The sequence below is a fragment of the Silvimonas iriomotensis genome (genome assembly GCF_014645535.1).
Classification (GTDB): domain Bacteria; phylum Pseudomonadota; class Gammaproteobacteria; order Burkholderiales; family Chitinibacteraceae; genus Silvimonas; species Silvimonas iriomotensis.
On the sequence record NZ_BMLX01000007.1, the window covers coordinates 118,922 to 139,513 of the forward strand.

At 57.9% G+C, this 20,592-nt stretch carries 19 protein-coding genes and 1 tRNA gene; 14 read left to right on the plus strand and 6 right to left on the minus strand.

Annotation, left to right across the window (positions count from 1 at the left end):
* Window positions 1-2 precede the first annotated feature (2 nt).
* Window positions 3-545 (plus strand): MOSC domain-containing protein, encoded by a 543-nt coding sequence (locus IEX57_RS18695; protein ID WP_188706426.1) that lies wholly within the window; start codon window positions 3-5, stop codon window positions 543-545.
* A 56-nt stretch (window positions 546-601) separates the two neighbouring features.
* On the opposite strand, the gene IEX57_RS18700 is transcribed toward IEX57_RS18695, so the two are convergent.
* Window positions 602-1,174 carry a hydrolase gene (locus IEX57_RS18700; protein ID WP_188706428.1) on the minus strand — a complete coding sequence of 191 codons (573 nt, stop codon included), beginning with the start codon at window positions 1,172-1,174 and terminating at the stop codon, window positions 602-604.
* A gap of 77 nt (window positions 1,175-1,251) precedes the next feature.
* On the opposite strand from IEX57_RS18700, the gene IEX57_RS18705 reads away from it, so the two are divergent.
* From IEX57_RS18705 to IEX57_RS18725, 5 genes are all read left to right on the plus strand, one after another.
* Entirely contained in the window at window positions 1,252-1,854 is a 603-nt protein-coding gene (locus IEX57_RS18705) for a TetR/AcrR family transcriptional regulator (protein ID WP_229709104.1), read from the plus strand.
* 120 nt (window positions 1,855-1,974) lie between these two features.
* Entirely contained in the window at window positions 1,975-3,975 is a 2,001-nt protein-coding gene (locus tag IEX57_RS18710) for a ribonucleoside triphosphate reductase (RefSeq protein WP_188706431.1), read from the plus strand.
* Between the two features lie 84 nt (window positions 3,976-4,059).
* Window positions 4,060-4,248, plus strand: coding sequence for an anaerobic ribonucleoside-triphosphate reductase (gene nrdD / locus IEX57_RS18715; protein ID WP_188706433.1), 189 nt, complete (start codon window positions 4,060-4,062; stop codon window positions 4,246-4,248).
* Window positions 4,245-4,970, plus strand: coding sequence for an anaerobic ribonucleoside-triphosphate reductase activating protein (locus tag IEX57_RS18720; protein WP_188706435.1), 726 nt, complete (start codon window positions 4,245-4,247; stop codon window positions 4,968-4,970). The genes nrdD and IEX57_RS18720 overlap by 4 nt, the downstream gene beginning before the upstream one ends.
* A 142-nt stretch (window positions 4,971-5,112) precedes the next feature.
* On the plus strand, window positions 5,113-6,288 hold the full coding sequence (locus tag IEX57_RS18725) for an NAD(P)H-dependent flavin oxidoreductase (RefSeq protein ID WP_229709113.1): 1,176 nt from the start codon (window positions 5,113-5,115) through the stop codon (window positions 6,286-6,288).
* Window positions 6,289-6,552: 264 nt separating this feature from the next.
* Here the strand turns inward: IEX57_RS18725 and IEX57_RS18730 are convergent.
* Window positions 6,553-6,628 (minus strand) — tRNA-Thr (locus tag IEX57_RS18730).
* Window positions 6,629-6,773: 145 nt separating this feature from the next.
* Here IEX57_RS18730 and IEX57_RS18735 point away from each other — a divergent pair.
* From IEX57_RS18735 to IEX57_RS18745, 3 genes are all read left to right on the plus strand, one after another.
* Window positions 6,774-7,220 (plus strand): pilin, encoded by a 447-nt coding sequence (locus IEX57_RS18735; protein WP_188706439.1) that lies wholly within the window; start codon window positions 6,774-6,776, stop codon window positions 7,218-7,220.
* Window positions 7,221-7,394: 174 nt separating this feature from the next.
* Entirely contained in the window at window positions 7,395-7,859 is a 465-nt protein-coding gene (locus IEX57_RS18740) for a pilin (protein WP_188706441.1), read from the plus strand.
* An 83-nt stretch (window positions 7,860-7,942) separates the two neighbouring features.
* Window positions 7,943-9,979: a hypothetical protein gene (locus IEX57_RS18745; protein ID WP_188706442.1), complete on the plus strand. Its 2,037-nt coding sequence runs from the start codon at window positions 7,943-7,945 to the stop codon at window positions 9,977-9,979.
* A 132-nt stretch (window positions 9,980-10,111) separates the two neighbouring features.
* On the opposite strand, the gene IEX57_RS18750 is transcribed toward IEX57_RS18745, so the two are convergent.
* Window positions 10,112-10,459 (minus strand): hypothetical protein, encoded by a 348-nt coding sequence (locus tag IEX57_RS18750; RefSeq protein WP_188706444.1) that lies wholly within the window; start codon window positions 10,457-10,459, stop codon window positions 10,112-10,114.
* Between IEX57_RS18750 and IEX57_RS18755 the strand changes: the two genes are divergently transcribed.
* The 5 genes from IEX57_RS18755 to IEX57_RS18775 are packed head-to-tail and all read left to right on the plus strand — an operon-like array spanning window position 10,445 to window position 17,039.
* Complete coding sequence (locus IEX57_RS18755) at window positions 10,445-12,073, plus strand: hypothetical protein (protein WP_188706446.1); 1,629 nt, start codon at window positions 10,445-10,447, stop codon at window positions 12,071-12,073. The two genes, IEX57_RS18750 and IEX57_RS18755, sit on opposite strands and share 15 nt — an antisense overlap.
* Window positions 12,070-12,531, plus strand: coding sequence for a GtrA family protein (locus IEX57_RS18760; protein ID WP_188706449.1), 462 nt, complete (start codon window positions 12,070-12,072; stop codon window positions 12,529-12,531). The genes IEX57_RS18755 and IEX57_RS18760 overlap by 4 nt, the downstream gene beginning before the upstream one ends.
* A gap of 23 nt (window positions 12,532-12,554) precedes the next feature.
* Entirely contained in the window at window positions 12,555-14,123 is a 1,569-nt protein-coding gene (locus IEX57_RS18765; protein WP_229709105.1) for an NAD(P)/FAD-dependent oxidoreductase, read from the plus strand.
* Between the two features lie 13 nt (window positions 14,124-14,136).
* Window positions 14,137-15,888 (plus strand): glycosyltransferase family protein, encoded by a 1,752-nt coding sequence (locus IEX57_RS18770; RefSeq protein ID WP_188706453.1) that lies wholly within the window; start codon window positions 14,137-14,139, stop codon window positions 15,886-15,888.
* Complete coding sequence (locus IEX57_RS18775) at window positions 15,885-17,039, plus strand: glycosyltransferase family 2 protein (protein ID WP_229709106.1); 1,155 nt, start codon at window positions 15,885-15,887, stop codon at window positions 17,037-17,039. The genes IEX57_RS18770 and IEX57_RS18775 overlap by 4 nt, the downstream gene beginning before the upstream one ends.
* On the opposite strand, the gene IEX57_RS18780 is transcribed toward IEX57_RS18775, so the two are convergent.
* The 3 genes from IEX57_RS18780 to IEX57_RS18790 are packed head-to-tail and all read right to left on the minus strand — an operon-like array spanning window position 17,002 to window position 20,545.
* Window positions 17,002-18,189 (minus strand): glycosyltransferase, encoded by a 1,188-nt coding sequence (locus tag IEX57_RS18780; RefSeq protein WP_229709107.1) that lies wholly within the window; start codon window positions 18,187-18,189, stop codon window positions 17,002-17,004. The two genes, IEX57_RS18775 and IEX57_RS18780, sit on opposite strands and share 38 nt — an antisense overlap.
* Entirely contained in the window at window positions 18,186-19,328 is a 1,143-nt protein-coding gene (locus IEX57_RS18785) for a glycosyltransferase family 4 protein (protein ID WP_188706457.1), read from the minus strand. Before IEX57_RS18785 ends, IEX57_RS18780 begins: the two co-directional genes overlap by 4 nt.
* Window positions 19,325-20,545 carry an oligosaccharide flippase family protein gene (locus IEX57_RS18790; protein ID WP_188706459.1) on the minus strand — a complete coding sequence of 407 codons (1,221 nt, stop codon included), beginning with the start codon at window positions 20,543-20,545 and terminating at the stop codon, window positions 19,325-19,327. The genes IEX57_RS18785 and IEX57_RS18790 overlap by 4 nt, the downstream gene beginning before the upstream one ends.
* Between the last annotated feature and the right edge of the window lie 47 nt (window positions 20,546-20,592).

Here is a 20,592-nt window from a genome sequence, read left to right on the forward strand (position 1 = left end):
CCATGCAGGCCACGGTCAGCCATGTCAGCCAGAGCCCGGCCCATACCTTCAGCAAGCCCAATGCCGATTGCATCCGCTTGTTGGCCGGCCTGGGCGTAGAAGGCGATGCCCACATGGGCGTTACGGTAAAACACCGCTCCCGCGTGGCCGCGGACCCGACCCAGCCCAATCTGCGCCAGGTGCATTTGATCCAGGGCGAACTGCACGACGAACTGGCCAGTGCCGGTTTTACGCTGCAACCGGGCGAGATGGGCGAAAACATCACCACGCGCGGCATTGATCTGTTGTCGCTGCCGCGCGGCGCGCAATTGCAGATCGGCGCCGGGGTGGTGGTGGAAATCACCGGGCTGCGCAACCCCTGCGGTCAGCTGGATCATCACCGCAAAGGGCTGACAGCGGCGGTCCTGAGCCGTGACGCCGAAGGCAACCTGGTCCGCAAAGCCGGTGTGATGGCCATTGTGCTTGCGGGCGGCGAAGTGCGGCCTGGCGACAGCATCTCCGTCTGCCTGCCGCCGTTACCGCACCACAAACTGGAACGCGTCTGAACGGCAAAAAAAACGGGCGCCAATGCGCCCGTTTTGTATGTGTCCTGTGTGCCCGCTCAGTCGGCCAGTGCCGCCAGCACCTCTGCCGTGCTGCGTACATGCGACAATCGCGGAAAGATCACCTGCATGGCGAAGTTGTGGTGTTCTGCGCTGCCACCACTGCATGCGTCTTCGGCCACCACGGCAGCGTAACCATGCTCCCAGGCCGCGCGCAGCGTCGATTCCACGCCGATATTGGTCGAGATCCCTGCCAGCACGATGGTCTTGATGCCACGGCGGCGCAGTTGCAGATCAAGCTCGGTCCCGTAAAACGCGCCCCACTGACGCTTGACGATCTTGATATCCTGTTCGGTAACGTTCAGTTCGGGGGCAAACGTCATCCAGTTTTCCGGCAGCGCTCTGGCCGGCGCAGCCTGATCGACGGGTTGCTTGAGGGCATCGGCAAAATCATCGGCCCAACCCACACGCACCAGTACCACCGGCGCGTTCAGTTCACGAAAGCGTCTGGCCAGTTGCGCACCATGATCCACCACGGTCTGGGCGGTGTGCGGGCCACCCGCGAACGGCAAGATGCCTTGCTGCAAGTCAATCAGCACCAAGGCAGTTGTTGCTGGATCAAGCTTTACCATGTTGTTTCGCTCCGTCTAATATGTGAGGAACTCCTCACAAAACAGAGTATATGAGGATGGACTCACAAAACGCAAGTATGACCGCCAGAAAACCGCAACGCGAACGTGGACGCCTGCGCGTCGCCGCCTTGCTGGAAGCCGCGGACCAGCTCTTTGCCAGCAAAGGCTACGAGGCCACGACCATGACCGAGATCGCCGCGCAGGCAGGCTCTTCCATTGGTTCGTTGTATCAGTTTTTCCCGACCAAGGAACACGTGGCCGACGCAGTGCTGACCGACCATGCGGCCGATTTGTACCAGCGCATGACCGCGCTGACCCAGCAAGCAGAGCAATGGTCGGTGGCTGAAACCGCGCAAAACCTGTTCTCGGCGCTGATCCAGTTCCGCGCGGCCCACCCGGCCTTTGCCGTGCTGGTCGAAGCCCGTGGCGCGCCGCCGGTGAAAGCCATGGGCGTGCGCCAGAAAATGCGCGAGCACGTGCTCAATATCCTGCGCCTGAAAGCGCCAGAGCGCTCAGACGAGGCACTCATGCCCGTGGCCGTGGTGGTCTTGCAGATCATGAAGGCGGCCGTGGCCCTCAACAGCGAAGAAGACCTGCCCACCCGCCGCCCCGCGCTGGATGAAATGCGCGACATGCTGGCGTTCTGGCTGGTCAACCGCTTGTCCGCAGGGCAGCCGTAAGCCCTGGGTGGGGTAATACTCAACATTCTGAGAATTGACCCCGATCAACACCCCTCAACACGACAAACCCCAATATCTTGTGCTGAAACCCGACCAGACAACAAGATATTGAGGTAAGCCGTGCATAGCCAGCCCATCCACGTCCGCAAACGCGACGGCCGCATTGTCCCTTTTGATGCAGAACGCATCACGCGTGCCCTGCTGGCCGCAGCACAATACAGCGGCGAGTTTGATCTTGCGGCGGCGCAAGCGCTGGGAGACAAGGTCACACGGCGCCTTGCCCAGACCGGCTTGACCAGTCCGGGCATTGAAATCATCCAGGATCATGTGGAAGAAGCCCTGCTGGAACAGGGTTATCTGAAGACCGCGCGGGCATACATCACCTGGCGCAGCCAGCACGCCCGCTTGCGCTCTGACACCCGCACCGTGGTCGATGTTGAGGCCAGCATCAATGAATACCTCAACCAGTCAGACTGGCGCATCAACGCCAATGCCAACCAGGGCTGGAGCCTGGGCGGGCTGATCCTCAATACCAGTGGCAAGGTGATCGCCAACTACTGGCTGAATCATGTTTACCCGCCGGAAATCGGCGCCGCCCACCGCTCTGGCGCCCTCCATATTCATGATCTGGACATGCTCTCGGGCTATTGCGCCGGGTGGTCCCTGCGCCGGCTGCTGCATGAAGGTTTCAACGGCGTCCCGGGCAAGGTGGAAGCCAAAGCGCCCCGGCATATGTCGTCGGCCATTGGCCAGATCGTCAATTTCCTGGGCACTTTGCAAAACGAATGGGCCGGCGCACAGGCGTTTTCCTCGTTCGATACCTATATGGCGCCGTTCGTGCGCGTGGATGAGCTGAGCTACACCCAGGTCAAACAGTACATCCAGGAACTGATCTACAACCTGAACGTGCCCAGCCGCTGGGGCACGCAGACGCCGTTTACCAACCTGACTTTCGACTGGACCTGCCCGGCTGATCTGCGCGAACAGATTCCGTACGTGGGCGGTGTGGAAATGCCGTTTACCTACGGCGAGCTGCAAGCAGAAATGGACATGATCAACCGCGCCTACATCGAAGTCATGATGGAAGGCGATGCGCTGGGCCGCGTGTTCACCTTTCCCATTCCCACCTACAACATCACGCCTGACTTCGACTGGGATCACGCCAATACGGCCTTGCTGTTTGAAATGACGGCCAAATACGGCCTGCCGTATTTCCAGAATTTCCTGAACAGTGATCTGGAGCCACACATGGTGCGATCCATGTGCTGCCGGTTGCAGCTGGATCTGCGAGAACTGCTCAAACGCGGCAATGGCTTGTTTGGCTCTGCCGAACAGACCGGCAGCCTGGGTGTGGTCACGCTGAACTGCGCCCGGATCGGCTATGAATTCCGGGGCGATGAGCCAGGCCTGTTTGCCCGTATCGACGAGCTGATGGACCTGGGCAAACAAAGCCTGGAGATCAAACGCAAGCTGATCCAGCGCCTGATCGATGGCGGGCTTTATCCGTACACCAAGCGCTACCTGGGCACCTTGCGCAATCACTTCAGCACGCTGGGCGTGAATGGCGTCAACGAAATGATCCGCAATTTCACCGGCGACGCGGACGACATCACCACTGCCTACGGTTATGACCTGGCCACACGCTTGATGGATCACATCCGCGACACCATGACGCGCTTCCAGGAGGAAACCGGCCATCTGTACAACCTGGAAGCCACGCCGGCCGAAGGCACCACCTATCGCTTTGCCAAAGAAGACAAACGCCGCTACCCGGACATTCTGCAGGCCGGCACCCCGGAGCAGCCGTATTACACCAACTCCACCCAGTTGCCCGTGGGTTTCACCGACGACCCGTTCGAGGCGCTGGAGCGCCAGGATGCGCTTCAACGCAAGTACACCGGTGGCACCGTGCTGCATCTGTACATGAACGAGGCCATCTCGTCGGCCGATGCCTGCCGCACCCTGGTCCGCCGCGCACTCACGCGCTTCAGGCTGCCGTACATCACCGTGTCGCCCACGTTCTCGATCTGCCCCAAGCACGGCTATCTGAGCGGCCATCACGAGTTCTGCCCCAAGTGCGACCAGGAATTGCTGGCCGCGAAACCGGTTTGCTGCAACTAGCAGCGACGCGGCCGGCGATTGCCACGGAATACCGGCCGCGTTCTTTTTCTACCGCTTGCCCCCGCCATCCCCCGGAGAACCTGCATGAACGATCACGCCACCCAAACCGTCATCCACACCGCAACCCGTGCCAGCGTCGCGCTCAAGCAAGAAGAGCGCACACGCTGCGAAGTCTGGACGCGCGTCATGGGTTACCACCGCCCCGTGTCGGCCTTCAATATTGGCAAGCAAGGTGAATTCAAGGAACGCCAGTTCTTCAAGGAACGGCCATGACCGACGAAGCACATGCCCGCACGCCGCCCAAGCTGGGTGGCGTGGTGCCGTTTTCCAGTTGCGACTATCCGGGCCATCTGGCCTGCGTCGTGTTTATCTCTGGCTGCCCCTGGCGTTGCCATTATTGTCATAACCCGCATCTGCAAAGCCGCCGCAAACAAGCCAGCAGTCCCACCTGGGATGACACGCTGGCCTGGCTGCACGGCCGGCGCGGCTTGCTGGATGCCGTAGTGTTCTGCGGCGGCGAACCGCTGGCGGAATACTGGCTGCCCCACATGATGAAACAAGTGCGGGAGCTGGGTTTCCGGGTTGCCCTGCATACCGGCGGCGCGTATCCGGCGCGGCTCAAGCAATGTCTGCCGCTGCTTGACTGGGTCGGGTTCGACGTCAAAGCCCCCTTCGCCAGTTACGAAGCCGTCACCCAGGTTCGGCACAGCGGCAAATCCGCGCGCGAATCACTGCATTTGCTGATCGAGAGCGGCGTGGAATTCGAATGCCGCACCACCATCCACCCCGCCCTGCATGATGAAACCGCCCTGCTGCAACTGGCCGGCACACTCGCCGTGCAAGGCGTAGAGGATTTCGTGCTGCAGCCGTTCCGCGCCTCAGGTTGTGCCAGCCCGTTGTTGCTGCAACAGGCAATCCCACCGGACTGGCCTGGTGACGCCACCCTGGCGCGCTTGCGGCGCGTGCTGCCGCGCACGTCGATCCGTACGCATTAGTGACATCGCTTTTGGTGATTTGTATACACGGCATCATCTCTGCAATGACGCTTTGATCTGAATCAAAATCAAACCAGAGACAAACCCGCAGACTCCCCGCTCTTAACCAGGAATCGCCATCAAGGCGGGAGACTTTCCCATGCTGCAACATGCTTTCAAACCACTGCTGATCAAAGGCAAAGCCTTGCTCCCTGTCGTGCAGGGCGGCATGGGCGTGGGCATCTCTGCGCACAAACTGGCGGGCGCCGTGGCACAACAAGGCGCCGTCGGCACCATCGCCAGCGTAGACCTGCGCCATCACCATGCCGATCTGATGGAACAAAGCAAAACCATCAAGGATCAGGCCGGGCTGGATGCGCTGAACTACGAAGCGCTCACCCGTGAAGTACACCTGGCCAAAACTGCGGCTGGCGGCAACGGCCTGATCGCCGTGAACGTCATGAAGGCCGTGTCCGCCAATACCGATTATGTCCGCTGCGCCTGCGAAGCCGGCACCGACGCCATTGTGATGGGTGCAGGCCTGCCGCTGGACCTGCCCGACGTCACGGCAGACCACCCGGACGTCGCGCTGGTGCCGATTTTGTCCGATAGCCGCGGCATTGGCGTGGTCCTGAAAAAATGGCTGAAGAAAAACCGCTTGCCCGACGCAATTGTCATCGAACACCCCGGCCACGCCGGCGGCCACCTGGGCGCCACCCGTCTGGACGACGTCCACAACGAGAAATTCGGCTTTGACCGCGTGCTGACCGAAACCCTGCAGCTCTTCAAGGAACTGCAACTGGAAAGCCAGCGCATCCCGTTGATCGTGGCCGGCGGGATCAACAGCCATGAGAAGGTGCGCCACTACCTGCAAAACGGCGCCAGCGGCGTGCAACTGGGCACCGCCTTTGCGGTGTCGGCTGAAGGCGACGCGCACCCCAACTTCAAGGACGTCCTCGCCAACGCGCGCGATGAAGACATCGTCGAATTCATGAGCGTCGCCGGCCTGCCAGCCCGCGCCGTACTCACCCCCTGGCTGAAAAACTACATCAACCGCGAAGCCCGGCTGCAATCAAACGCCAAAGCCGATCCGGCCCGCTGCACCCAAGGCCTAAACTGCCTGTCGGTCTGCGGCCTGCGCGACGGGCTCGCCAAAGTCGGGCAGTTCTGCATTGACCTGAAACTGGCCGCTGCCATGCGCGGTGAAGTCAATCGTGGTCTGTTCTTCCGCGGCGCGGACAGCCTGCCATTCGGTAATGCCATCCGCCCGGTGCGCGAGCTGATTGATTATCTGCTGACAGGCCAGCGCCCCGCCGGTTTGACGACCAACCCGGCCTGAGCGTGACGGGCATCACGGCGAATATAAGAAAAATCTGACGAATTACAGAAATTAGCAGTGACGAATTTCGTCACTTCCAGGTACAAAGGCCGGTGTGGGTATCCACACCGGCCTTTGTTTTTGCGCCACACCCGCCGCCATTCGTCGCCGCCTGGCGTGGATGGCCTGACATGGCGCTGTAACGGTTCAGCAGCCGGTTAGCATCAGAAAAGGGGCCCGAAAACGAAGAAGGGCCAGGCTCGAAAGCCTGACCCTTACTGTCTTTGGTGCCGTTGAAGTGAATCGAACACTCGACCTACTGATTACGAATCAGTTGCTCTACCGACTGAGCTACAACGGCGGAGCCAGCATTATAAGCAACTTTGCAATAGATACCAAGCCGGGCACAATGCGCCGGCGGGGCCCATCCCGCTGGCATAGCTTTTGCTCTAACTTTGCTGGCGCGGAGACCCCGCACACCAACAAACAATTTTCGGAGACTGAACATGCAACGCATGCAAAAGGGTTTCACCCTTATCGAACTGATGATCGTTGTTGCGATCATCGGCATTCTGGCCGCTGTGGCCATCCCGGCTTACCAGGACTACACCGTCCGCGCCCGCGTTTCTGAAGGTCTGGGCATGGCCGACGCTGCCAAGGCAATCGTTGCTGAAAACGCCGCTAACGGCGCTTCTTCCCTGAGCCTGGGTTACAGCTGGTCCGGTTCCACCACCAACGTGAACACTGTTTCCATCACTGCTGGCAACGGTAACATCGACGTGACCTACGCTTCCAAGGCTGGTAATGGCGTGATCGAATTTACCCCGACTGACACGGGCAACTCCGGTGTAGCGCTGCAAGCTGGCACTGTTCCGCAAGGCGTGATTCAGTGGGCGTGTAACGGTACCGGTACCACTCTGGCTTCCAAGTATCGTCCGTCGCAGTGCCGCTAATCGGTTAATTTGACCGATTAACTCGGGATGGCGGGCTTTCGTTAAAGCACGCCATCCTACTCAGGCCCACCCACTACAATACTGCGCAACGCAGTAGTTCACTTCCGGGCTCATTACATTCTGACAGGTTTGAACGTGGCAGATGCCTGCCATTGAATTGTCCCGGAGGACAAAATGCGTAAAACTGAACGCGGTTTCACATTGATTGAATTGATGATTGTGGTTGCAATCATCGGCATTCTGGCTGCGGTTGCCATCCCGGCCTATCAGGATTACACCGTGCGCGCCCGGGTTAGCGAAGGCCTTGGGATTGCTGACTATGCCAAAACGCTGGTCGCCGAAAATGCCGCAAATGGCAACGCTTTTAATCTTGGTTTCTCTTTTGGTTCCGGCACTTCCAATGTCTCTGCGATGAACATCAGTTCATCCACCGGTGCCATCACCATTTCGTTTACATCGATTGCTGGTGCCGGCCTATCAGGTGGTGGTAGCACGCTGGTGCTCCAGCCCCTGGATGCAACCAATAGTGGTAGCCTGACTAACGGGGTCGTGCCAAACGGCGCCTTGATCTGGCAATGCAACAGAGCAGCGGGGACCACGCTGGCTCAAAAATACCTCCCCAGTCAGTGCCGCGGTTAAACAGATAATCCCGCTGATTTATCCTTATTTTCGCACTTGCACGTGGTTCTGGATGGTGTGAGGCATACCGGTATTCTTGACTCATGACCATCGAACAGACCGTGAATCTCTCCAAGGCGTCCCCCTCTACGCGTCCAAAGCTGCTGACTGAATGGAAGCAGGCTTTGGACGGGCTGGTTCACCAGAACCCGGCCATTGTTTTTTTCCTGCTGGCATCCGTATGGATGCTTTGCCACCCCTGGTTCGGGTTTTGGCATGACGGGATGCTCTATCTCGGTCAGACACTGCACCGCATTTCTCCCGAGCATTATCCTGGCGACCCTTTCTTCATGTTTGGGTCCCAAGACGATTACACCTTGTTCACCCGCATTTATGCACTGGTGATCAAAGGTATTGGTATTGCCAACGCCGGCCTCTTGCTCACTTTTATCGCCTTGTTTAGCTGGTTCTGCGCATTTTACCTTTGCTGCAGGGCGGTCTTTAAAAGCAGCTACGCCCCGGTTGTTGCAACCATCGCGATTGTCCTGCTCCCACCCAATTACGGCGGCTTTGCCATTTTCCGGTTTGCGGAGAACTTCCTGACCGCCCGCAGCGCGGCAGAACCCGCAGTGCTGTTTGCGCTGTTTTTCATGCTACGCCAGCGCCATATTGCGTCGCTGCTCGTTTTTGCTGTGGCCTGCCTGATGCACCCGCTGGTCGGGTTCTCCGGGTTGACGGTCTGGCTGGTATACGTGTTCATGTATCCGCCGGCAGCATGGACACGTAAGGCCCTGATCGCAACCTGCATCGCCGGTAGCGTAGTAGTCGGTATTCTGGCGCTGAAGCACGACGGCCCTTTTGGCCAGCTTTTCCAGGTTTACACAGGCAGTTGGCTAAACCTTATCCTGGCGTTCAACCTGCATGTCTTCATCAGCAGTTGGCCCTTGAACGACCTGTACCTGATCAGCGGCAGCATGGTGCTGTCTCTTGTCTATATCCGGCACGGCAATAATCCACGCCTCAAACAGCTGGTGTGTGCGATTACGGTTGCGACGCTTGTGTCGCTTGCCATCAGCCTGATTTTTGCTGACTGGCTGAGAGTAATCCTGATCACTTCCATGCAGATCTGGCGCATCCTCTGGATCTGCCAGGCCCTGATTCCATGCCTTGTGGTCACAGATATGCTGCTTGATCGCAAGAACCTTTCACTACCTGCTTTGTGGGCAATGGCACTAGCCACCGCCGGCTTGATCATGCGCGGGAACGATGCCAGCCTGATCCTGGCGCTGCTCGGCCTGGCGCTCGCCTATGTCCAGGTGGTATCAGTGCGTGAATCCGTGCAAAAACTGGTCAGCGTCGCGCTGGTTTTGGTGGTGGCACTGGCGATCATTGGCGATAACCTCAGCCAGTCCATTTTCATCGGCGTCCAGTTTTTTACGACCAACTACCCGTTCCTCTATCCGCATCTGGTTCCTGTAATTTGCGGCAGCGCCATCGTTCTTGCCATTCTGATCTTGCGCAGCAAACCCGTCGCCGTGCTGCTCACCGTCCTGTTTTTTACGTTCTCTACAGTGGTTTGGGATCGCCGCCCCGGCCCTGAAATATTTTTTGAAAATGCAGCCCAGAACAATCCGTTTGAAAAATATATCGGCGTGGATGAAACGGTGTACTGGAATAGTTTCCGACCACTGCCCTGGATGATCTTTAACCGTGCGTCGTATTCGAACGGGATGACAGCCGCGCCCATTTTGTTCAATTACGACTACGGCATGGAGTTCATCTACCGCTTCCATCACATGCAAAGCCTGTATGTAAAGAAAGACGAATGCACACCATTCCGTTTTCAGGAAGGCAACTGCGGCGACCGCCCGGACACCATTAACCCGACCCTGTGCGAGCGCGATGACCGGATCAACTGGATCGTCAGCTATTACAAAAGTGGCTTGCCCGCAGTAGCCCACTGGAAATTCGTGTTACCTGGCCTGCCCGACGGTTTGTATCTTTACAGCTGCAAGCAGTGGTTGAGTTTGCCCAAAGATCTTGTCAAGCGCACCGTCGCTGCAGAAGTTGATGCCGCTGAAAAGGCAGGTACATACAAAGTAACAGACACAGCCGCACGGTTGTCTGGTGCATTTAAATAGCCGTTCCGGGTGACATGATGTCGCCCGGGCCCTGTGTCCACGATGCAAGAAATCGTACGTGTCCTGGCTTTGGCCGACATGAAGCGTGCGAGATCCACAGCTCGTGAGGAAATTCAACACGCAGTGATATTTTCAAGCTGACCTTTTATGAACATGTCCGTTGATGTACCCCCAGTTCTGGGTACTCAAGCGAGTCTTTCGCAGAACCCGGAGCAGTTTCTCCAGGCCAATGCCAAGCCAGTCTTTGTACTGCTGCTGGCGGCCTGGTTTTGCTGTCATCCGTGGTTTGGCTTCTGGCACGACGGCATGTTGTACCTGGGCCAGACGCTGCACCACATCAGTCCCGCCAATTTTGCCCGCGACCCGTTCTTCATGTTCGGCTCGCAAGATAGTTACACGCTGTTTACCGGTGTTTATGCTCTGCTGATCAACGCCATCGGCATGGCCCCGGCGGGTGCGCTGTTGATGGTGCTGGCGCAAACCGCCTGGTTCAGCGCGCTTTATTATTTTTTCCGTGTTGCCACCCAAAGCCATGTCAGCACCGTTGTGGCGTGTCTGGCTGCCACAGTGCTGCCTGCGGGCTATGGCGGTCTCGGTATTTTCAGCTATGCCGAACCCTTCCTGACCGCCCGCAGTGTGACTGAACCCCTGGTGCTGGTGGCGTTGGGCTTGCTGGTGCAAGAGCGCCGGATAGCGAGCTTTGTGGTGCTGCTGCTGGCTGCCCCGCTGCACCCGTTAATTGCTTTCAGCGGACTATCGGTCTGGTTCGTTCATCTGGTGGTTTTTCCGCCCGTTCCCAAAGTCCGCTGGCTGCTGCTTGGTCTGGCGCTGGCCAGCATGTTTGCCGTGACCGCCCTTGCGTTTGCACAGGTAAAGCCCTTCGGGACGCTTTTGCAAACCTACGACGCCAAATGGTGGTCGCTGGTCGAAGCTTTCAATCGTCAGGTCATGATCACCCGCTGGTCCAGGGCAGATCTTGTCCGCCTGGGCAGCGTGCTGACGCTATTTCTGGCTTGCAGCAAGATCACGATGGACCCACGTACGCGCCGCGTCATGACCAGTCTGATGGGCGCAACGGTCGTTTCAATGGCCGTGTCCGTGGTTTTTGGAGACTGGTTGCGCAACGTGTTTGCGTTGTCGATCCAGATCTGGCGCATCCTCTCCCCTTTGCAAGCTTTGATACCTGGACTTGCGGTCGGTTTGCTGATTCGCCAGCGCCGTACCATTCCTGGCAATCTGCAAGCGGCGATCGCGCTTGCAGTGATCTCCCTCTTGATGCAAAGCCAGCCCATCAGCTTTATCTATCTTCTGATCGCAGAAGTACTGATCTACGCGCCAGTGCTCAAGATTGGTCAACCGGTACGGAAATTGCTGCTGGTCTGCCTGACGCTTGCTGTGCTGCTGGCTTTGTTCAACGATGCGCTGCAAGCCAGTGAGTTTATTCTCCGGCAGTTTCCGGATTCACCTTTCCAGTGGGCGTACCCGCATTTGCTGGCCACCGGTGTAGCTGCGCTGGTGTTGGTGCTCGCTATCCGTCTGCAATCGACTTACCTCTTGCTGGGTGTCGCGGCATTGAGCGTAGTCACAGCCGGAGTCATATGGGATCGGCGTTCGGCGCTTGAAGCTTTTTATGAAAACGCACAGGGTCAGAATCCATTCGAGCAGTTTATCGGCCCCAATGACAATGTGTACTGGAATGCCTTCCGCCCGATGCCCTGGCTGGTGTTCAGCCACTCGTCTTATGTCAGCGGTATGGTGGCCGCGCCCATCCTGTTCAACCGTGCCTATGCCGGTGAGTACGCCCAACGTTACACGCTGGTTGAGGCCCACTATATGGCCCGCGATTGTGCCGGCTTCCAGTTCATGGGCGGCCAGTGCGATGACAACGCGCGCACCATCAATGCCGGCTTCTGCGCGATCGACAGCCGCCTGCGCTGGATCGTCTCGGCGTTCCGCAACGAGAGCCTCCCGGTCACGTCGACTTGGCGTTTTAACCCCGGCGGCCATCAAGGCCAGTTTTACCTTTACGACTGCACGCAACTGCGCAAGCTGCCTGCTTATCAGCAATTCATTTCAGATCAGGCCCGGCAATGAACGGCAAACCACAATCCACCTTGCAGCAATTCATCCGTTACATCGGTATCGGCGGGATCGCGTTCGTGTTTGACTTCGCCACACTCACCCTTGTCGTCGGCACCCTGCACGGCAGCGTGCTGGCCGGGGCGACGGCCGGGTTCCTGGTGGGCGCCACAGTCAACTATCTGTTGTGTCTTTACTTCGTTTTTGCCGCCCGGTCGCTCAAGCAACACCGCATGGCTGAATTCTGGATTTTTGTCTTGATCGGCGTGATCGGCCTTGGTATCAATGACGCCATTATCTACGGTTGTCACAAGTGGATGCCGGGCCTGGACTACCGTGCCGGCAAGTTCGTCGCAGCGGCCGTGGTGCTGGTTTTCAATTTCACTTTCCGCAAGATCATCCTGTTCAACAATCGTCGTTCCGACAGCGCCGTCCAGGTGGAAGTCGCGGCACCGTTGCAACAGCTTCCCTGAGTTCTGACCCTTTATACATGACCATGAAACCCGTACTTATTATCGGTGCCGGTCCCGCCGGCCTGACTGCTGCGCTGGAGTTGCTCCGCGCCAACCAGGGCTTCAAACCCATCGTGCTTGAAGCCTCCGGTGATATTGGTGGTATCTCCAAAACCATCAACTACAACGGCAACCGCATGGATATCGGCGGCCATCGTTTTTTCTCCAAATCCGACTGGGTCATGAACTGGTGGCAGGACATCCTGCCGGCCCGGGGCGATGGCGGCGATGCGGTGATCTCTTACCAGAACAAGCAACGCAGCATTGATACGCAAGACGGCACGGACGACGATCGCCACATGCTGTTGCGGCCGCGTTTGTCACGCATCTATTTCTTGCGCAGCTTCTTTGACTATCCGGTCAAGATGAACCTGAACACGGTGCGCAACCTGGGCCCGGTGCGTATTGCACGCATCATGGCCAGCTATTCCAAAGCCCGCCTGAACCCGATCACGCCGGAAAAAAGCCTGGAAGACTTCATCGTCAACCGTTTTGGCCGCGAGCTCTACCTGACATTCTTCAAGGATTACACCGAGAAAGTCTGGGGCGTGCCGTGTAATGAAATCAGCCCGGAATGGGGCGCCCAGCGCATCAAGGGTCTGTCGATTACCGAGGCGCTCAAGCACGCCGCCCGCCAGATCTTCAAAAATGTCGCTGGCGGCGAGCAAAAAGAAGTCAAAACCAGCCTGATCGAACAATTCCTCTACCCGCGTCTTGGCCCGGGCCAGATGTGGGAAGTCGTGGCTGAGAAAGTCCAGCAGATGGGTGGCGAGATTCATTTCCACCACAAAGCCGTGGCCCTGCAACGCGATGGCGACCGCATCACCAGCGTCAGCGCACTGAACACGCAGACCGGTGAAACCGTCCAGTTCCAGGCCGACCACGTGATCTCGACCATGCCCGTGCGCGAACTGGTGGCGGGTATCTCCCCCGCGCTGGGCGGAGAAGCACAACGGGTGGCCGCCGGCCTGCAATACCGCGACTTCATCACCGTGGGCGTGCTGGTCCGCAAGCTGCGCCAAAGCAAGCACTCCTTGCCGGGCACCGCCAACAACCTGCTGCCGGACAACTGGATTTACATCCAGGAACGCGACGTCAAACTGGGCCGTCTGCAGATCTTCAACAACTGGAGCCCGTTCCTCGTCAAGGACGAGCCCAACACGGTCTGGCTGGGTCTGGAGTACTTCTGTTCGGAAGGCGATGAACTCTGGGAAATGCCCAAGGAAAAGTTCTTTGCCTTTGCCCAGGACGAACTGGTAAAGATCGGTCTGATCGACAAATCCGAAGTGCTGGATGGCACCGTGGTGAAGGTCGAAAAAGCCTATCCGGCCTACTTTGGCAGCTACGACGAGTTTGACACGCTGCGCGAGCAGATCGACCGCATCGGCAACCTTTTCCTCGTCGGCCGCAACGGGATGCACCGCTACAACAACCAGGACCACTCCATGCTGACCGCCAGACTGGCCGTGGAATCGATCCTGACCGCCAATCACGACAAAGCCGCGATCTGGGCGGTGAATGTCGATGATGAGTATCACGAAGAAAAGAAGTAACCAGGAAGCACTGATGGATCAAGCCGAAGTGGCCAGCCCTGCCGCATCTCAGGGTCCGTCCCCCGATGCAGCCCGCCAGCCTGGTTTTGCATATGCAAAATCAGGCCGGCTGTTTTGCGTCGTCACCTTGTTGTTGACGCTGCTTGCGATAACTTGCACCCACGCGCTGGCACTGCGCCAGGCCGTGAACCCGTTTGTGTGGCCCATTTTTGCACGGCTCCTCTTCGTTGAAGATGCGTTTACCCTGCAGGCCATGCTGGTTGTGATCGTACTGGGGTTCATCGGGCTCAAGCGAGATGCATCCGTTTGGCTGGATCGCAGTGCAGACTGGATCGGTGAACATCCTGGCTCGTTTGCACTGGGGGTCTCGCTGGTGACGGCCGCCGTCGGCAGGGCTGTCTACATGAATCATCCATTTGCCATGGATGAGTTCACAGTCCTGTACCAGTCACAATTGTTTGCGCACGGCCAGCTCGCAGCCAAATATCCGCCGGGGCTGCTCAACTGGGTGATTCCATACGAATTCCAGAACTACTTTTTGCTGGTGAATTCATCAACAGGTACGGTCGCCTCAGCCTACTGGCCCGGCTTTGCGTTGCTGTTGACGCCCTTTGCGCTACTTGACCTGGGGTGGCTGGCCAACCCGGTCATTGCCGGCCTCATCAGCTGGGTAACCGTGCGTTTTGGTACCGAGATATTCAAATCTGCCCGGGCGGCTGGCCTGACGGCCCTGTTCCTGCTGCTGACACCGGTTTTCTGGGCGGACTCGATCTCGTTCTATTCCATGAACGCGATCTTGCTGTTCAACCTCTTGTTTGCGTGGGGCGTCTGGCGCGGCACCACCGGTTCGATTTTTGCAGCAGGTATGGCAGGCGGCCTTGCGATCTGCATGCACAACCCAGTGCCGCATATCCTGTTTGCCTTGCCGTGGTGGGTCTGGCTGCTGCGAGATCGCGCCTGGCGTAAATTGTTGATACTTGGCGCAGGTTATCTGCCGTTGGGCCTGCTATTGGGCCTGGGTTGGGTGCTGTTCCGGGTGGGACATTTTCCAGCGGCCAATGGCCCGGCGACAGCGCAACAGCATGGCAGCGCACTGGCTACCTATCTGGATAGCCTGAGTGGGGTTGTTCACTTGCCGTCCATCACGGTATTGCTGGCACGCCTTGGCTCTACCATCAAGTTATGGGCATGGGCATGGCCTGGGTTGATCGTGCTGGCCATTGCCGGTCTGCGCCATATGAATCAACCGGTGCGATTGATGGCCTGGTCCTTTGGTGTGACATTTGCAGGCTTCTTCCTTGTTCCGTTTGATCAGGGCCACGGCTGGGGTTATCGCTATGTGCAGTATGCATTCCTGGCGCTACCCCTCCTGGCTGTTGCGTACGTTGAGGCGCGTCCGGTTGTCGAACAAACCAGGTTGAAGTCGGTCGTTGCCGTCTTGTTGCTGGGCAGCTTGTTCATCCAGCTACCCCTGCAGATGTGGCAAATCAACCGCATCATCAGCCTGGATCTGGCGCAGCTGCCCACCGTTGCTCCGGATAGCAAAACCGTCATGTTTATTCGCGATAACGCCGGGTTTTACACGCAGGACCTGGTGCAGAACGATCCCTTCTTGCGCTCCAACCACGTACGGCTGATTTCACATGGTGATGAGGCTGATGCCCGCTTTGTGACGAGCTTGTTCCCCGGAAGCACACTACAACAACGAAATCAGGTCGCCAGTTTATGGATAGTTCCGTCCAAACCCCAGAGAAGCCAGCCGTGAGTACCCAGGCAAGCCCCACTCCGCTCGTGACAGCAGTGATTCCCTGCCTGAACGAAGAGCTGACACTGGCTTTGTGCATACGCAAAGCGCAGGCGGCCTTTGAGAAGCTGGGTATCGTCGGGGAAATCATCGTCGCCGACAATGGCTCAACCGACAAATCGGTACAGATCGCCCAGGACCTGGGCGCAGTAGTCGTTCACCAGACGGTACGCGGCTACGGCGCCGCGCTGGATGCAGGCATCAACGCAGCACGTGGCCGTATTGTCATCATGGGCGATGCAGATGACTCTTATGACTGGTCAGCCATTGGCCCCTTCATCAGCAAGATTGAAGAGGGTTATGACCTGGTAATGGGCAACCGCTTCACCGGCGGAATTGAGCCAGGCGCGATGCCGCCCCTGCACAAGTATCTGGGCAATCCGGTTTTGTCGTTTATTTCCAGAATTGCTTTTCGCATTCCGATTGGCGACTTTCACTGTGGCATGCGGGCATTTACCAAAGCGGCGTACCAGCGGCTTAATCTGCGTACGACAGGCATGGAATACGCCACCGAGATGATTGCCGCCGCTGCACGCATCAAGCTCAGAGTGACAGAGATTCCGTTCCAGCTACACAAAGACAAACGCGATCGTCCTCCGCATTTGCGCTCGTTCCGCGACGGTTGGCGACATCTGCGTTTTATTGTGATGTCCGCACCGGATCATCTGTATTTGTGGCCCGGCGTCAGCGCGCTGATCATCGGGCTGGTGCTTCAGGCCGCGCTGTTCCGCGCCCCGATTTCGCTATTTGGCATTTACTTTGGCATCCACTTTCTGGCCCTGGCCGGGCTGTTGACGCTGGCCGGCTTTAACACGGTATCCATGGGTGTGCTGGCCAAACTGATTCTGCAAAGCCAATACCCGGGCACGGTCTCACCGTTTCTCGATAAATTCACGCACCGTTTCAACCTGGAGCACGCGCTGATTTCTGGCGGCGTGGTATTCGGGATCGGCTTTCTCGCAGATTGCGGCTTTCTGTTTCACTGGCTGACCCAGTACGGCGCGTCAATGTCCGGATCGGTTCACCCAGCGCTGGTCTGTACCAACCTGATCGTGCTGGGTATCAGCATTGTCTTCAATGCGTTTCTGGTTCAACTGGTACTGAAGCGCTAACGTCGTGCGGGTTCACGCTGGCTTGAAACGTCTGCCAGCGTGCCTCTACAAACTGCCTGAAACGCTTGCGAAAATGCGTGGCAGAGAACTGCTCGGCGTGCGCACGACAATCCTGCGGCTGTATATCCAGCGTCTCAAAGCGGGCTACGGCATCACAAATTGCCTGGGGTGTCTGCTCGGCAAACAACACGCCGGTCGGATGAACCATCTGGCCATCACGTACGGTTTCTGCGGTACCGCCCTTGCCATAAGCGATTACTGGCGTGCCGCAGGCTTGCGCCTCTACCGGCGCAATCCCGAAATCTTCCAGCGCGGCAAAAACGAATGCGCGGGCCCCCTGAATCGTCCTGCGCAATTCCTCGGCTGACAAGAACCCGGCCAGGGTGATGTTCGGCGTGGCCAGCGTTTCGATCTGTTTGCGTTCCGGCCCCTCGCCAATCACGATCAGCTTTTTGTCTGGCATGGCCGCAAAGGCGCGCACGATGGTTTGCACATGCTTGTAGTACACCAGCCGCGCAACAGTGACGTAGTAGTCACCCTTTTTCTCAACCATGGAAAACCCGTCAATATCTACCGGTGGGTGGATGACGGTGGCCTCACGCCGGTATGCCTTGGCAATACGACGACGGATAAAGCCGGAGTTGGCGATAAAGTGATCAACGCCATTGGCGGAACGCGCATCCCACAACCTCAGTTTATGCAGCATGTATCGCGCCGCTGCACTGATCAGCCCTTTATCCATACCGGACTGCACCAGATATGTGTTTTGCATATCCCATGCATAGCGCAACGGGGAATGCACGTAACTGATGTGCAGCTGGTCCGGTCCCACGAGCACGCCCTTGGACACTGCATGCGAGCTTGAGATCACGATGTCATAGCCCGAGACATCAAGCTGCTCAATAGCCAGTGGCATCAACCACAGGTAATACCAGAACCGGGTCCGGGCAAGCGGCAGCCGCTGGATAAAACTGGTTTTGACCGGCTTCCCCTGCAAAAACCCACGTTGTTCAGGCGGTACAAAATCAGTCACCGCAAAGACATCAGCCTGCGGATAGCACAACAGGATTTGCTCTACCACCCGTTCTGAACCCGCATATTCAAACAGCCAGTCGCAAATGACGGCGACGCGCAAATTTCCCTCACTCAATTTGAGTGCTCCCTGTCTTGTTGTTCAGGCACGTGCTTTTGCAGCAAGGCCAGCAAGTCTTGTGCACCGTGTTGCCAGCTGTGGAACGCAGCGCATGCCTTTCCTTGTCTGGTCAGTTCTTCCCTGGACTGCGGCTGCGCCATCAGTTGCTCGATTTTCGCGGCGATGTCCTGATCAGAATACGGATCGCAAAATGCTGCAGCGCCGGCATAAATTTCCCGGAATACTGGAATGTCCGATAACAAAACCGGGCAACCACAATTCATCGCTTCCAGTGGCGGCAGCCCTAATCCCTCATAAAAAGAGGGAAAAACAAACAGGGCTGCGTGCTCGTACAGCGTGCGCAATTGTCCGTCACTGACGCGCCCTACCCGCTTGACCCAATCCGGAATCAGTATGCCTTGATCGGCAAACACGCCAGCATTGGTATCACCGGCGATCACAAAATCAAAACCGGAGGAATCAAACAGCGCCAGTGCCCTGACAATGGCACCGAAATTCTTGTTCGGGCTCAGGCTGCTGACCGCCAGCACAAACGGGCGTTGTCCCAGGCCATGCCGGGTCAAAACCGAGTCGTCCGGCGCTGTACGCCGGATATGTTCTCCTCCGGCCCGCAATACGGTGAGTCGCGAACGCGGCGTACCCGTGTAACGGGCCAGATCGTCAGCAGAGGCGCCCGAGATCGTCGCCACCACCTCAGAACGCCGCAAGATGCGTGGCAACAGCAGACGATATGCCAGCCGGAACCACCAGGTATAGGCCTCAGGAACCCGCCATACTGCGGCATCGTAAACAAGCGATAACTGCGTGCGCTTGCCTGCTGGCGCCATATTGGCAAGGTTCAACAAAAACTGCCCGCGCGCCGCCCATGGCAGGATCAGTTGCTCCCAAGCATACCCATCCAGAGGGCCGACCCGTTCTACCGGAACGGGGCAATCCATTTGCAGCGTGGCTCCAGCCGGTACCAGCGCGATCAACTGATATCCTGCGTTCTCTGCCACGGGTTTGAAGCTACTCAGAAGCTCGTAGGCGAAACGCTGGACACCGGTGAGCCGATGCGTCAGGAAACGCCCGTTGATATAGATCGTTGTCCCTGTTTTCATGGGCGTATCGGCGGTCATCACAGATGGGTTAATCATGCAGTTGTCGCGACAGCCCTGGCGTCATGCAAACGATACATGCAGCCCACCAACAACAGCATCAGCAGGGCTTGCGTCGCCACGTTGGACCAGGCTGCCCCGACAACCCCAAGACGCTGCACCAGCGTCCAGGACAGCACAAGGTTAAATCCGGCGGCCCCACAGTAGGCAAAAGCAAAACGCCAGCTACGATCACTGGACAAACCAATAGCCAGCAGCAGCAGCACCGGGAAGTGAAACAGTAACCCACCCAGCAAGACATGCAGGTATTGCATGGCCGGCCTGTAGGATTCGCCGGCAACCAGTGCAAGCAACCATGGAGCGGCGACCATGGTTATCCCCGCCAGCAGCACCGCAGCAGTCATACCCCGAATCACCAGGCGCGTCAGTGTCGCCGGGGAATCAAGCACCTTGCCCTGGCGCAGTCCCACGGTCAGCACGTAAAGAGGCACTGCGGCAAAGTAGATCACCGCTTCATAAATTCTGGCGGCAGCCGAATAATGGCCAATCCGGGCCGGATCCATCCCCAACGCAGTCTGAACCAGAATATCGATGCGGAAATTGGCCATTGCCCCCAGATCGACCAATAAAAAGGGGATGGCCACAAGGCCTGCGGCCAAGCCTGGCTTTGGACGCATCAGGGCGCGGACGTCAGCGTTACGCAGCGCCAGCAGCAACGCGAGCAAGAGCCCCAGCGCGCCAGCAACAAATGCGATGACTACTCGGTGCTGAGCCGGGGCCAGCACCAAGGCCAGCACCGCAAACAACACCGCCAAAGACCGCTGAAGCAGTGACCACAACGCGTCTGACTGGAAACGCCCTTCTCCACGCAAAGTGAAGGAAAAAAACTGGCCCTGAATAAAGCAAAGGAAATACAGCAGCGCTGCCACCAGCCCCGACTGATACCGCGAGCCGGACAAGAGCACGACCAACAGTGCCACACCGGACACCAGCAATGCATTGGCAGAGGCGAAACGAGGCAAATCGCGGGCGGGAAACGTATCGGAAAGCGAGGATGAAGCGGTTTCCCGCAGCAGCAGCTTGTGGTAGCCCCCATCCATCAGGATCGAGACGAGAGAACCCACCGAGAAGCAAAAGCTATAAGCGGCAAAATCGGCCGGACCAATACGTCCGGCGATCCAGAGCGTGAAAAGAAAAGACAGCCCACCGGCAAAGGCGTTCGCGAGAAATTGTGCAGAAACCGCACGCAACATCATGCCGGATTATCCCGGAAGCAGGTTATCGGGCCACTATCATGACCCGA

Coding starts and splice junctions, on each gene's coding strand:
- IEX57_RS18695 (WP_188706426.1), top strand. CDS start 3: ATGCAGGCCACGGTCAGCCATGTCAGCCAGAGCCCGGCCCATACCTTC.
- IEX57_RS18700 (WP_188706428.1), bottom strand. CDS start 1,174: ATGGTAAAGCTTGATCCAGCAACAACTGCCTTGGTGCTGATTGACTTG.
- IEX57_RS18705 (WP_229709104.1), top strand. CDS start 1,252: ATGACCGCCAGAAAACCGCAACGCGAACGTGGACGCCTGCGCGTCGCC.
- nrdD (WP_188706433.1), top strand. CDS start 4,060: ATGAACGATCACGCCACCCAAACCGTCATCCACACCGCAACCCGTGCC.
- IEX57_RS18720 (WP_188706435.1), top strand. CDS start 4,245: ATGACCGACGAAGCACATGCCCGCACGCCGCCCAAGCTGGGTGGCGTG.
- IEX57_RS18735 (WP_188706439.1), top strand. CDS start 6,774: ATGCAACGCATGCAAAAGGGTTTCACCCTTATCGAACTGATGATCGTT.
- IEX57_RS18740 (WP_188706441.1), top strand. CDS start 7,395: ATGCGTAAAACTGAACGCGGTTTCACATTGATTGAATTGATGATTGTG.
- IEX57_RS18745 (WP_188706442.1), top strand. CDS start 7,943: ATGACCATCGAACAGACCGTGAATCTCTCCAAGGCGTCCCCCTCTACG.
- IEX57_RS18755 (WP_188706446.1), top strand. CDS start 10,445: ATGGTGCTGGCGCAAACCGCCTGGTTCAGCGCGCTTTATTATTTTTTC.
- IEX57_RS18760 (WP_188706449.1), top strand. CDS start 12,070: ATGAACGGCAAACCACAATCCACCTTGCAGCAATTCATCCGTTACATC.
- IEX57_RS18765 (WP_229709105.1), top strand. CDS start 12,555: ATGAAACCCGTACTTATTATCGGTGCCGGTCCCGCCGGCCTGACTGCT.
- IEX57_RS18770 (WP_188706453.1), top strand. CDS start 14,137: ATGGATCAAGCCGAAGTGGCCAGCCCTGCCGCATCTCAGGGTCCGTCC.
- IEX57_RS18785 (WP_188706457.1), bottom strand. CDS start 19,328: ATGATTAACCCATCTGTGATGACCGCCGATACGCCCATGAAAACAGGG.
- IEX57_RS18790 (WP_188706459.1), bottom strand. CDS start 20,545: ATGATGTTGCGTGCGGTTTCTGCACAATTTCTCGCGAACGCCTTTGCC.